Below are 13,578 nucleotides of genomic sequence, written 5' to 3'. Positions count from 1 at the left end.
GTCTAAATACGCCTTAATCACATATGTTTAAAAAACTTCATGCCATCCAATAACATCCGAAATACCAAGACCTGGCGAATCATTAATGCTTATATTATTTCCCTCTATACATGCTCCACCTATTATAGCATTTTTCTCAAAAAACAACATAGTATCTAAATCTGCTTTAATTAAATTAGATTTAGACGCTGCAAAACTAGCTGCTGCAGTTATTCCTATCCTGCTCTCTAACATACATCCCATCATACATCTTATACCCATATTTTCTGCCATATTATATATCTTTATGGCATTATTTATTCCTCCACATTTCATAAGCTTTATGTTTATAAGGTCAGCAGCTCTTTTTTCAATTATCTTAAAAGCATCTGTTGGGCCAAAAACCGCTTCATCTGCAAGGATCTTTGTATCTACATTGTCTGTAACATATTTTAATCCATCTATATCCCAAGAATTAACTGGTTGCTCAACAAACTCAATATCGAGGCCCAGGTCTTCGAATTTCCTAATAATTTTTACTGCTTCCTTTGGTCTCCAACCTTGGTTAGCATCTACCCTTATCTTTATGCCACGCCTTACGGCTTTCCTCACTGCCTTTACTCTCTCTATATCGTGTTCTACATGATTTCCAACCTTTACTTTTAAACAAGTATAACCATCCATCACCGCTTTAAAAGATTTTTCTACCATTTGTTCCACTGTATCATTTGATATCGTAATATCTGTAGTTAATGAATTTTTATATCCACCTAAAAATTTATATAGTGGAATTCCATATTTCTTACAAAGTAAATCATAAATAGCAATATCAATAGCAGCTTTCGCACTATTATTCCCATGAATAGAATCATGAATCACTTTCATGATTTCTTCAAGGTTATCAATGTCCAAACCTATGATTTCAGGTTTAATATAATTTATTGCTCCAATAATAGAATTTTCTGTTTCCCCAGTTATAAAAGGCGTTGGGGCTGCACTGCCATATCCTATTTCCCCTGTATCTGTAATCATTTTAATAACTATCTCATCAGAATATGTAAGGACTTTCTTTCCTACTTTATATGCATGTATCAAAGGTGTATTAATTTTTCCCATTTTTATATCTTGTATTTTCATAATTATCCCCCACTAAAAAGTCTATATTTTTATAGTATTTATACAACCTAACTTATTTATACAATGCTCTGAATTATACTAGTAGTATAAAATTTTATTATACCTCTATATCTAATTTAATTCTACGGCTATAATATAATTTGGTTACTAAATAATAACATACAATTTAACTCTTTTAAATACTAAAGCCTATGTCTTATATTATAAGATATAGGCCTAAAAATCATTCAGTTTTATTTATTTTGCAAGTTCATATAATGCGTGAGCATATATTTTAGCATTCTTAATTAAATTATCTATTGTAATATATTCATTTTGTTTATGAATAGTATCTGGTTCCCCTGGAAACATTGGTCCAAAGGCCACAATATTAGGCATTTCTTTAGCGTAAGTTCCCCCACCTATAGATACCAATTTAGCTTCTTCTCCGGTTTGCTCAGTATAAACCTTTTGAAGTGCTTTTATAATTGGACTATCTGGTGAAAAGTATAATGGCTCTTGATGAACAAACTTTTCTACTTTAATACCCGTTCCATTAATTTTATCGTTAAATGGATTCATCATGTCTTCTAATTTTTTTGTTACAGGATACCTTAAATTTAATGTTACTGTTGCAGAATTTCTATCCATATTTATAGTTCCAACATTAAAAGATAATTTTCCTGAATTTTCATCTTCAAGACAAACACCAAAAGACTCCCCATGTGTTTCCATACCTATATTTTTATTTAAAAATTCTATGAATTCTGATACATCATTTGTACCAAGATCAATAGTTCCTATAAAAGAAAGCAGTTGCATGATTGCATTTGTTCCAAGTTCTGGTAAACTTCCATGAGCTGATTCGCCTATAGATTTAATTATTATCAGATTTTTGTTAACTACTGCCGAAATCTTGTATTTATGCTCTTCTACAAAGATGCCTAATGCTTTAACAATACTCTGCGCATTTGTAGCTATAATGCCGGCTTCGCAATAATCAGGTACCATGTTAGCCGCCTGACCACCTTTTATATATTTTATATATTTTTCGCCTTTATTTTTGATACTAAACTCTTTTACAATGTTGAAAATAGTTATACCTTTTTCTCCATTTATAATTGGATAGTCCGCATCTGGTGTAAACCCAGCAACTGGTGGTTTTTCTTTTTCTAAGTAATGTTCAAGTTCTTTGCTTCCTGTTTCTTCATTAGTTCCAAATAAAATTCTAATTCTTTTAGAAAGAGGCAATTTTGCATCCTTAATTGCTTTTAATCCATAAAGTGTTGCCATTATTGGTCCTTTATCATCTGTAGTTCCACGTCCATACATTTTTCCATCATGAATTTCTGCACCATAAGGTGGGTAATTCCATCCATCTCCCTCGGGAACTATATCTAAGTGACCTAAGGCTAAAACATATTCTTCACCTTGTCCGTACTCTGCATACCCAACATAGCCATCTAAGTTAACTGTATGAAGACCTAATCGTTTTGCAGTGTTTAAAGCACATTCTAGTGATTTAGCTACACCTTCCCCAAAAGGCATTCCAGGTTTTGCCTCACTCTCGGTGCTCTTAATTCTTATAATTTCCTGTGTAGATTCAATAATATCTTCTTTCATAACATCAATTAATTTATTTAATTTCATACTCATTCCCTCCCTTAATATTTTTTAAATGTCTTAATTCACTAAGGTAGTTCAATATACTAAGAAAGTAATTCCACTCATTTAGCTAATTAAGATATGATATATTATTATTTTTATATTTATTTTTCAAATGTTATCCATCCTCGTCGTGATAAATATCTCAAAAACATAATCAATCTATCTATAGAATTTTGCTCAGTGTCATTAAATCTTTCAACCATGGCTAAAGCTATATCATAGACAGTTCTAGTACCATCGCAAAGTTGCCAAACCATAGAACCCCTATCATCAAGTTTAATATCACTAACTTTTGATTTTTTTATAAGCCATCTCATGAATCTTTCCACTGGTTTGTCATGTCGGAAAAATAATTTTACTGTATCATCAGTTACTTCCCATTCTTCAATCTTTCTTAATGGTCTATAAAGCAAAAAATTTTCTTGTGATTTATCCTTGTTTTTTTTATTTAACATTCATTCCACCTACAAAACAGTTAAGAGCCGTAACGGCTCTTAACTTATATTTTTTATATTTTAATCATAAATTAAATAATATATACCATATTTAATTATAACATTAAACTGTTGTTTTATCTACTTTTGTAGCAAATACGTAAATCCATAATCCTAATGCAAAGAACATTAATGTTGAAAATTCCGAGCTTGCACCTAATGCAGGGAATAACTTAGCACCGAATCCCATATCAAGTCCTATTGTTGCAGCCCCTGCAACTACAATACCCATTAAAGCATCTCCTGCAACAAGTCCTGATGCAAGCAGTATACCTTTTTCCACTTGTGTTTTCTGTCTTTCTTCGTTTTTCTTGAATTTCTTTTCAACTAATAATCTAACAATACCACCACATAAGATAGCGGCATTTAAATGTATTGGTAAATATATTCCAAGTGCAACTGGTAGTATTGGAATTGCTGAAAGTTCACAAAATATTGCAATTGCTACTCCTACTAATACTAATGCCCATGGAAGTTGACCAGTCATTACACCTTTAATAACCATTGACATTAACGTTGCTTGAGGTGCCGCAACATCTTTACTCCCTATACCATATGTGTTATCAAGCATTAATAGTACAGCTCCTGCAACTGTTGCAGCTGCAATTATTCCTAAATACATACCAATTTGTACATTTTTTGGTGTACCACCAATTATATAAGTTGTTTTTAAACTTTGCGCAGCACCACCTGATACACAGATAGCGGCACAAACTATGCCACCTATAATAACTGCCATAACCATTCCTTTATCTCCAACATTACCTGTAACTTTTAATACTGCTGTTACAAATAACAATGTAGCTATAGTCATTCCAGAAGCTGGGTTATTTGATGCTCCAATTATACCGACCATTCTAGCTGATACAACCGCAAAGAAGAATGAGAATACAACTGCAAGTATTGCTCCAATTATACCAACATTAATTATTGGTAATAACCAAGAAAGTAAAAATACTAATACTGCCGCACCTATTACCCAACTTATTGGTGCATCAATATCCGTTCTATTTTGAACTCCTGATTTACTTTCTCCAATACCAGACATAGCTGATTTGAAAGATCTAATTATTGTAGGGGCTGATTTTGCAAGACTTATAAATCCACCCGCTGCAACGGCACCAGCACCTATATATCTTATATATTTACTCCAAACGTCCAATGCTCCCATTTGACTAATAACTACTGTTGATGGAAATAATGGTGTTTGTAGTCCTTGCCCAACATACATTATTAATGGAATAAGTCCGAACCATGCTATTACAGAACCTCCAAACATGTAAAGTGAAACTCTAACACCAACTATATAACCAACACCCATAAGAGATGCTAATGTATCAAAACCGAACATTGTACTTTGCATTGGCTTTATAGTCCATGAAGCTTCTTCAAGCCAAAACTTGAATCCACCAGAGAATAACTTATAAATTGCTCCAACCAAGAGTCCTGTCGCTACTGTCTTAAGTCCTTCTCCACCTTCACTACCAGTTACAAGAACTTCGGCAGCTGCCATACTTTCTGGGTACACAAGAGTTCCATGTTCTTCAACTATTAAGAATCTTCTAAGGGGCGTAACAAAGAATACTCCTAAAAGTCCTCCAAGTAGTGTTACAACAACTATAGTTGAAAGCTTTAATTCCATACCCCAAAGAATAATTGCTGGAAGTATAAATATAATTCCGGCGGCTAGAGATTCCCCCATGGCCGCAATTGAGGATATCATATTAGCCTCTAATATATTATTTCTCTTAAATAAACCTTTCAATACCCCTGTAGCTAAAATTGCCCCTGGAATACCTGCTGAAATAGTTAAACCTACTTTAAGTCCTAGATAAGTGTTTGCAGCAGCAAATATCATAGCAAATACCATACCTATTATTATAGATATGACTGTTATTTCTGGCATTGCTTGACTGGCCGGTACAAATGGCAAGTAATCTTCACCTTTAATGCCACCATAAGCTGTATGCGAAAGTTTTTTAGATTTCTCCATTATATGTCCTCCTTTTAATTATAAATACTACATATTAATTATTTATTAATTAAATTTATAATACCATAATCTTTTAAAATAACTAAATATGAGAATTCGTTGTTTTTTACGGAATTTTCATATTGTAATGTTTTTTTTCTCAAATACCTACAAAATACTCTATTTTTCACATATTGACATTATAAATTAAGATCATTCTACACATTCTAACAATATTTGAAAGAATTTTAATAATATAATTCGTTTTCTAAAACCTCACTTGTATAAGTATATACTGTTTCCTAAAGCTACAATAAATACCGATAATATTTTTCAGATATTTTGTTAGGTTATGAAAAGCTTTACAACGGTTTTTTTATCTTAGGCTAAACTGAATGCAGTAGATATATCCTTATTTGTTTAGAAAGAATAAAGTCTTTTCCAAACAAATATCAAAAAAATGAAAATAGTAGAGTACAAACTTGCATTTGCACTCTACTATTTTATTATTTTAATTTTCCAAATCTACTAAAAGGACTAATTATAATTCTTGCTTTACCCATTATATCTTTACCAGGTATATATGGTTTTTCCCAATATCTTGCATCTAATGAGTTAATTCTATTGTCACCCATAAAGAAGTAACTACCTTGTGGAACCTTGAATTTTCCTGTTTTACCACCTGGATATACAATGTAACTCTCAGTTATTATTTTATTATTTATGTACACTGATCCGTCCGCCTTAATTTCTACCTCATCATTTGGTAATCCAATAAGTCTTTTTATTAAATCTTCACCTAATTCATCTGAATGAAATACTATTACATCTCCATGTTTAAGGTTATTTTTGTTATGAACTCTTGTTACTAGAATTTTATCCCCTAAGTTTATGGTTGGTAACATAGATCCAGTTGGAACAGTGACATTGAAGAAAATAAGCTTATTTATAACAAACGCTATTATAATGGCTGCAATTATAGGTAATATCCAATCTTGAAAAATCTTTTTTACTAAATCCATGATTATCCCCTCTCAAATCTTATACATTAGTATTTTATCACAATACCTATAATATATCACTATTAAAAATTTATTATGTGTTAACAAACGAAAAATTTTCACTTCTTTAATAAACTAGTTATTTTATGTTATATAGTGAAGAAGAATCATAAAAACCCCTAACATGTTTTAAATGTCAGGGGGGCTTTATTAATATATATATAATTTAATTACAACTGAATATTTTTTTTATGTTCATCAATAACTTTTCCGTTATCATCAATTACTTTTATTAGATCTTTATCTACTGCTTCAAGGTTATCATCCCATAGATACTTTTTAGTTTCACTAACAATTACGGGGCTGAGTAATATTAAAGCTATCAGATTTGGAATTGCCATTAGTCCATTAAATATATCTGCTAAATTCCAAACTAGATTAAGCGAGAATACAGAACCAATATAAACAAATATGACCCAAAGTATTCTATAAGGAATAATTGCCTTTTTACCAAGCAAATATTCAATTGCTTTTTCGCCATAGTATGACCAACCAAGTATAGTTGAAAATACAAATGTCAGAAGTCCTACCGTTAAAATAATAGGTCCTACAATTGGGATAGCGGAGAACGCAGCTTTAGTAAGAGCAGCCCCCTGTACACCCTCCTGCCAGTAACCTGAATTCACAATAACTATTCCTGTCATTGCACACACAACGACTGTATCCCAAAATGTTCCTGTTGCAGATACCAATGCTTGCTTAACAGGATTCCTTGTTTGTGCTGCAGCTGCAACAATAGGTGCACTACCAAGACCTGATTCATTTGAGAAAAGTCCCCTTGATACACCATATCTCATCGCCATCATAACTCCTGACCCTGCAAATCCACCAGTGGCGGCCTGAGGTGAGAATGCATCCTTAACTATAAACACTATTGTACTTCCAACAGTTTTATATCCCATTACAAGTAGTATAATACACCCAAGAACGTAGAACAATGCCATAAATGGAACTAAAACATTACAAACCTTTGCTATTTTCTTTATTCCACCTAATATAACTATAGCTACCATTGCAGCTATTACAACTCCAGTAATCCAAGTTGGAATTTTAAATGTTTCATATACCATTGATGATACCGAATTAGCTTGTACCATACATCCAATTCCAAAAGCTGCAATACTTGTAAATAATGCAAATAATACTCCAGCCCATTTTGACTTAAGTCCATGTTCTAAAACATACATAGGGCCACCTGCCATTTCACCATCCTTCGTTTTTACACGATATTTAACAGATAGTAAAGACTCAGAATATTTTGTTGCTATGCCAAAAATTCCTGTTAACCAAACCCAAAGAACTGCTCCTGGTCCACCAAGACCAATTGCTGTTGCAACACCAACTATATTTCCTGTTCCAATCGTAGCCGCAAGAGCTGTTGTTAAAGCACTAAATTGACTTACATCGCCTTCTCCATAATCATCTTTAGTTACCGAAATCTTTATAGCCTTAAATATGTATCGTTGAATAAATTTTAGCCTAAAAGTTAAAAAAACATGAGTACCAAATAATAAAGCAATAAGTGGTATGCCCCATATCCACCCATCAATTTGCTGGACCATATTACCAAATAACTCCATAAATCCTCCTCCTTTTTTTTATAATAAACCTAATTATATACTATTTAGAATATTTTATCAATTCTCAATCTTCAGTTAATTATTTAAATTCCTTTAAAAATATATATCTCCTAATTATAATATGAAATGTCCAGCCAAATATGTGTATAGAAAAGCCCCTAAACTTTTAGTCTAGGAGCCTTTATAATTCTATGTATATTAAGTTGCTTCTTATATTCTTATTCTCGCTGCGCAAAATGCTTCATTATTTTTGCCCAAATACGTTGTGTTTCAAGAAATTCACCATAATGTTTTTTAACATTTTTATTGTATTTCTCAAGTTCTCCTAACACGTTCATAAATTCAGGTTTCCCAAAATATTCGCATATTTTAGGTAATGTAACACTTAATTGCTTCCTCATTTGATTAATTTTTTCCTCATAGTGATCTGGATGCGTTATATAAAGTAGTAATGGCTTGTACCGAATCCAGCCTATACATGCATTGTAAAAACGAGTAGTAACTTTTTCCGTATCAGCTTTAATAAACTTTAACCTTATAGGAAGAACACCTTCTAAAAGATGATTGTATGTAGAAAATCCATCATGGAATGTATAACATGGCACGCGTAATACCTTTCTCTGGCTTAGGCATGTACTTAAAAAAGTATCCTCTCCCCTAGCTCCCGGTGGATTATAAAACGGAAAAATACGCTCAGGTTTTGTAAGATTAATACACAAATTAGCCCCCGAGATAAATTTTGAATGATTCACTTCTTCAACCTCTACAGCCTCATGACTAGTTAATGTTTTTGTATCTGCATAAGTTATTCCACCATTTTTCATAATGGCCTTTAACTTATCCCACTTAACTATATCATTGCTGATAGCTTCAATAAAAGAACGAAAATCTGCTTCGGTCATAATTTCATTAAATTCCATATATGGGATTGGTGATATATAACCACAATGATGTCCGTGAGTAATGTCAGCATCAGTAATATTTTTAAGATGTTCTGACAGAACAAACTGACCTCCCCAAATAGCAGTATCAAGAGTATTAGTAACCGCCATTGGGTATTCGTCGTCATCTAGAAAAACCAGATAATCCATATTGTTTTTTATAGCATTATATAGCACAGCGTTACGCTTAGCTGCATACCCCTTGCCAAATATCATTTGAGTTTCCTCAAAACTAATAACATTTTCATTTATTAAATAGTCAATTTCTTCTTTAATAGCAACACTTCCAATGAACTTGCTACTATCAATCTGCTTGACTAGATCTGGATGTACATTAGTGTAATCTGTTACTTGGGTTTTGTTATAATGAAGATCATATGCGACAAAAATATTTAAACTAATCCGTTTGTTTGCTACTAAACCGGATTCCTTCCAATTGCTTATGTTAGTTCTCAGCACCTTTTGAAAGCTTTTTCTTCCAGTGGCAAAACCTATTCCAACTTTAATTTCTTCGACCTTCTGCATTTGACCACTCCCTTTTTACGCAAAATAATCCAATAGTATAATTCCATTATAACATATCTATTCCACATATTAACAAGCATCCAAATTGGGTACACATTTTAATTATCATTTTCTCAAATATATCACCATGTATATTATCATCTTTTATGATCTGTTGTATGTTATTAAATTGCACATAATATATTTATATACAATTTTTTCGCACTAAATTAACTACACATTCAATATGCGCCGTCTGTGGAAACATGTCTACTGGCTGAATCTCTAAAGTTTTATATCCTAGTTCATCTAATATCCCTAAATCCCGAGCTAATGTCCCAGGATCACAAGAAACATAAACTATAGTTCTAGGTCCCATATGACTAATTGCCTCTAAAAGAGTTTTATCACAACCCTTTCTTGGAGGGTCAACTACAACTACGTCGGCACGTACTCCATCATCTATAAGTCTAGGAATAATCTTTTCTGCTTCTCCTACTATAAATTCTGTATTATGTACATCATTTTCTTTTGCATTTATTTTAGCGTTTTCAATAGCTTCTGGCACTATTTCTACTCCATACACTTTTTTAGCCTTCTGAGATAAAAATAATGATATAGTACCTGTACCACAATATGCATCCAGGACCACTTCTCCACCATTTAGGTTTGCATACTCTAGTGCTTTACTATACAACACTTCTGTTTGAATCGAATTAACTTGGAAAAATGATAACGCTGAAACTTCAAATTTAAATTTCCCTATGTAATCAGTTATAGAATCTTTTCCCCAAAGCGTTACGCAAAGTGGTCCTAATATTACATTTGTTTTATCACTGTTAACATTTTGTATAACACTTACGAGCCCTTTAATCTTTTTACTGATTAATGCTATAAATTCTTCTTTATGGGGAAGGTTTTTACCATTAGTAACTAATACTACCATTACTTCTCCTGTTTTAATTCCTTTTCTAATCATAATATGTCTTAAAATACCTTGGTGGTTTTCCTCATTATAACTTTCAATATTAAACTCTTTTATCCATTGCCTTGTTAGCTTTACTACAAGATCTGCAACTGAGTCTTGAATATGGCATATTTCCATATCTATGATGTCGTGACTTCTTGCCGCATAAAAACCAATTTTCACTTCTGTGTTTTTGTTACTTGCAGGTAATTGAACCTTATTTCTATAATTGTATGGGGATTCCATTCCTAGTGTAGGATGCACTATCACGTCATCCAATTTTCCTATTCTATTTATGACCTGGACTACCCTATTAGTTTTAAAATCTAATTGCGCCTTGTAATCTATGTGTTGAATATTGCAACCTCCACAGTTTTTATATATACTGCAAACTGGCTCAACTCTGCTCTTTGAAGGATCAATCACTTCTAATAATTTACCAAAAGCAAATTTTTTAGATACTTTAACTATTTTTATTTGTACCTTTTCGCCTACAATTGCTCCCGCAACGAAAACAGTAAAGTTATCTATCTTACCTACTCCTTCACCCTCATATCCCATATTATCTATAGTCATTATATAATCCATGTTTTTTTCAACAGGAATAATATAATCATCAAATATTCTCTTACTTTTCATTGTTTCTCCTCTCAATCTCTAACTTTAATGTTTTTCCACACTAAAGGCATCTATAAAGAAGTGTCAGGCCATAAATGCTAGCACACTGACTTGTCACTTCTTTGAAGATGCCTTTTAGCATAGTTTAAAAAAATGTTCATTCTATGATTTTAAAATTCTATTTTTCTTTAAACGTTTCACATTCTGTTTTTGCACTACTTAAAGCACCGATTCCATTCACCATAATATTTTCTGCATGGCATTCTTCTTTTAAGTTATGCATACAGTTTATAGCATCACATCTAATACTTGGACTCATCTCTATAGTTGCATTGCTAAATACTTGCTTAAACTCACCAACCACATTCATATTAAGTACATTACTTAATGAATTTTTTAATCCCTTTTCGGCAAATGTTTCGCACTGTGTTGCTTCAGTGCTATGGGCATTTGACCCCGAAACATTGATAGTGCCAGCTGAACATATTCCCGACATATTATTAACACAACTTGTTGCAGTACAACTTAGAGTTCCTCTCATGTTTATCCCTCCACTATTTATTTTTAGTTATAGTTTGTATCTTATGCTTTTATTATACTATACATAAGAATAATTACATAATAAATATGATCTTTTACCTAAACTCAACATAACTTTAATATTATTTGAAAGGAATAAAAAAAAGCACCATATAGATATATAGATGCCCTAAAGAATCAGTTGCCATGTTATTTTGCTTGTACTTATAATTATAACCATAATAAAGAAAATTATACACAGTTTTTATAAATATTTATAAATAAAAAAAAGATTGCCAATTATCTGGCAATCTTTTTTGAGTGTCTTAGTATTTTATATTAGCGCGACCGCTATATACTATACCTCTAGCTGCATCCATTGTTATGAATGAACCTGTTTTAATAATTTCTACTGCTCCTGTTGCATTACGTATTACTGGAACTGATTTTGCTGTAGCTTCAATAACAACATTTGATCTATGTGCATAGTCTTCTACAATAATTCCTGAAACTCTATCTAATAAATCAACATATTCTGCATCTAATTTTTTCACAACTAAAATGTCACCATCACGCATAGTGTCACTAGCTTCTTTTGCATTTTCAGCATAACAAGCTGTACCGCAAGCTGATGCAGTTATATTTCCTTTACCTTGTACTAATACATCACCAACAATATGTACTTTCATCATATTTGTGCTGCCTACATAATTTGCTGGAATTCCAGCAGCAATAACTACTAAATCTCCCTTTTGTACATATCCAGATTCTAAAGCCATATTTACAGAATTATCTATAAGTTCATCTGTAGATTCTATCTTATTTGCACATATTGAAACTACACCCCAGTTTAATGCTAAACTTCTAGCAACCACTTCATAAGGAGTAACAGCAATAACTGCACATTCTGGTCTATAAGCTGAAACTTTTCTAGCTGTGTTACCACTTTGAGTTGCAGTAATAATAGCTGATGCATTGAGTTCCATAGCTGTATTACAAGTAGCTAAACTAATAGCATTTGGTACATTAGGGGTATGGAATTCTCTTTTCTTCTTTAACTTATCTTCATAGTTAAGAGCATTTTCAGCAGTTTGTGCTATTTTAGCCATTATTGTTACAGCCTCAACAGGATATTTACCATTAGCTGTCTCACCACTAAGCATTATAGCATCTGTACCATCAAATATTGCATTTGCAACATCTGAAGACTCTGCTCTAGTTGGTCTTGGGTTTCTAATCATAGAATCTAACATCTGAGTAGCTGTTATAACCGCTTTACCAGCAGCGTTACATTTTGAAATAATCATTTTTTGAACTATTGGAACTTCTTCAGTAGGAATTTCTACTCCTAAATCTCCTCTAGCAACCATTACACAATCAGAGAATTTAATGATATCGTCGATATTATTAACTCCTTCTCTATTTTCAACCTTAGAGATTATCTGTACTTTTTCTCCACCATTTTCATTAAGTACACGTCTAATGTGAAGTACATCTGATGCTTTTCTTACAAATGATGCTGCTATAAAGTCAACACCCTGTTCGCATCCAAATTTCAAGTCATTAATATCTCTTTCTGTAAGTGCAGGAAGATTTATTGAAACTCCTGGTACATTAACACCTTTATGGTTACCTATCATACCACTATTTGATACAACACAGTTTATTTTCTTTCCTACTACTTCTACTACCTTAAGTCCTACTAAGCCATCATCTATTAAGATAGTATCATTAGGCTTAACATCTTCATATAATTGTTCATATGTTACTGAGCATATAGTTTCGTCTCCAATAACTTCTTCACCACAAACAACAGTAAATTCTGCACCTTCATTTAATTCTACTTTACCAGTTGCAAAATTTCCTGTTCTTATTTCTGGTCCCTTAGTGTCTAGTATTATAGCAATATGTTTATTAAGTTCTTCTCTAAGAACTTTTACTGAATCCATTCTTGCTTTATGTTCTTCGTGGTCTCCGTGAGAGAAATTATGCCTTGAAGCATCCATTCCTGAATTCATTAAGTCTTTTATTGTTTCTCTACTATCACTAGCTGGTCCCACGGTACATATTATTTTAGTTTTTTTCATAAACTACTCCTCTTGTTGTTAATTATTTTGTATTTGCATTACTATATAAACTTTCTTGATAAATCATCATAG

Annotated in this window: 10 protein-coding genes; all 10 read right to left on the bottom strand. The window is 32.3% G+C overall.

The window, feature by feature from the left end; genetic code table 11:
- Positions 1-27: 27 nt before the first annotated feature.
- Positions 28-1,116 (bottom strand): dipeptide epimerase, encoded by a 1,089-nt coding sequence (locus LGK95_RS07895; protein ID WP_226123887.1) that lies wholly within the window; start codon positions 1,114-1,116, stop codon positions 28-30.
- Between the two features lie 237 nt (positions 1,117-1,353).
- Complete coding sequence (gene pepV / locus LGK95_RS07890) at positions 1,354-2,745, bottom strand: dipeptidase PepV (protein WP_226123885.1); 1,392 nt, start codon at positions 2,743-2,745, stop codon at positions 1,354-1,356.
- A 119-nt stretch (positions 2,746-2,864) separates the two neighbouring features.
- Positions 2,865-3,218, bottom strand: coding sequence for a PqqD family protein (locus tag LGK95_RS07885; RefSeq protein WP_226123883.1), 354 nt, complete (start codon positions 3,216-3,218; stop codon positions 2,865-2,867).
- 103 nt (positions 3,219-3,321) lie between these two features.
- Positions 3,322-5,250 carry an OPT family oligopeptide transporter gene (locus LGK95_RS07880; RefSeq protein WP_226123881.1) on the bottom strand — a complete coding sequence of 643 codons (1,929 nt, stop codon included), beginning with the start codon at positions 5,248-5,250 and terminating at the stop codon, positions 3,322-3,324.
- A gap of 485 nt (positions 5,251-5,735) precedes the next feature.
- The gene (gene lepB, locus LGK95_RS07875) at positions 5,736-6,251 is read right to left on the bottom strand and encodes a signal peptidase I (protein ID WP_226123879.1); all 516 of its coding nucleotides are present in this window, start codon (positions 6,249-6,251) and stop codon (positions 5,736-5,738) included.
- A gap of 209 nt (positions 6,252-6,460) precedes the next feature.
- Positions 6,461-7,870 (bottom strand): alanine/glycine:cation symporter family protein, encoded by a 1,410-nt coding sequence (locus LGK95_RS07870; protein ID WP_226123877.1) that lies wholly within the window; start codon positions 7,868-7,870, stop codon positions 6,461-6,463.
- A gap of 218 nt (positions 7,871-8,088) precedes the next feature.
- On the bottom strand, positions 8,089-9,336 hold the full coding sequence (locus LGK95_RS07865) for a hypothetical protein (RefSeq protein WP_226123875.1): 1,248 nt from the start codon (positions 9,334-9,336) through the stop codon (positions 8,089-8,091).
- 184 nt (positions 9,337-9,520) lie between these two features.
- On the bottom strand, positions 9,521-10,921 hold the full coding sequence (gene rlmD, locus LGK95_RS07860) for a 23S rRNA (uracil(1939)-C(5))-methyltransferase RlmD (RefSeq protein WP_226123873.1): 1,401 nt from the start codon (positions 10,919-10,921) through the stop codon (positions 9,521-9,523).
- Positions 10,922-11,078: 157 nt separating this feature from the next.
- The gene (locus tag LGK95_RS07855; protein WP_226123871.1) at positions 11,079-11,441 is read right to left on the bottom strand and encodes a DUF1540 domain-containing protein; all 363 of its coding nucleotides are present in this window, start codon (positions 11,439-11,441) and stop codon (positions 11,079-11,081) included.
- Positions 11,442-11,745: 304 nt separating this feature from the next.
- A complete protein-coding gene (gene pyk, locus LGK95_RS07850; protein WP_226123869.1) occupies positions 11,746-13,506 on the bottom strand; it encodes a pyruvate kinase in 1,761 nt (586 codons plus the stop codon).
- Positions 13,507-13,578 lie beyond the last annotated feature (72 nt).

The sequence above is a fragment of the Clostridium algoriphilum genome (assembly GCF_020443705.1).
Classification (GTDB): Bacteria; Bacillota; Clostridia; order Clostridiales; family Clostridiaceae; genus Clostridium_AD; species Clostridium_AD algoriphilum.
Note: the sequence above shows the minus strand (reverse complement) of the source record. Positions and strands in the feature narration are given on the sequence as shown.

Excerpts from the sequence above, each read along its gene's own strand:
- LGK95_RS07885 (WP_226123883.1), bottom strand. The coding sequence starts at position 3,218 with ATGTTAAATAAAAAAAACAAGGATAAATCACAAGAAAATTTTTTGCTT.
- LGK95_RS07895 (WP_226123887.1), bottom strand. The coding sequence starts at position 1,116 with ATGAAAATACAAGATATAAAAATGGGAAAAATTAATACACCTTTGATA.
- lepB (WP_226123879.1), bottom strand. The coding sequence starts at position 6,251 with ATGGATTTAGTAAAAAAGATTTTTCAAGATTGGATATTACCTATAATT.
- LGK95_RS07855 (WP_226123871.1), bottom strand. The coding sequence starts at position 11,441 with ATGAGAGGAACTCTAAGTTGTACTGCAACAAGTTGTGTTAATAATATG.
- LGK95_RS07865 (WP_226123875.1), bottom strand. The coding sequence starts at position 9,336 with ATGCAGAAGGTCGAAGAAATTAAAGTTGGAATAGGTTTTGCCACTGGA.
- LGK95_RS07870 (WP_226123877.1), bottom strand. The coding sequence starts at position 7,870 with ATGGAGTTATTTGGTAATATGGTCCAGCAAATTGATGGGTGGATATGG.
- pyk (WP_226123869.1), bottom strand. The coding sequence starts at position 13,506 with ATGAAAAAAACTAAAATAATATGTACCGTGGGACCAGCTAGTGATAGT.
- pepV (WP_226123885.1), bottom strand. The coding sequence starts at position 2,745 with ATGAAATTAAATAAATTAATTGATGTTATGAAAGAAGATATTATTGAA.
- LGK95_RS07880 (WP_226123881.1), bottom strand. The coding sequence starts at position 5,250 with ATGGAGAAATCTAAAAAACTTTCGCATACAGCTTATGGTGGCATTAAA.
- rlmD (WP_226123873.1), bottom strand. The coding sequence starts at position 10,921 with ATGAAAAGTAAGAGAATATTTGATGATTATATTATTCCTGTTGAAAAA.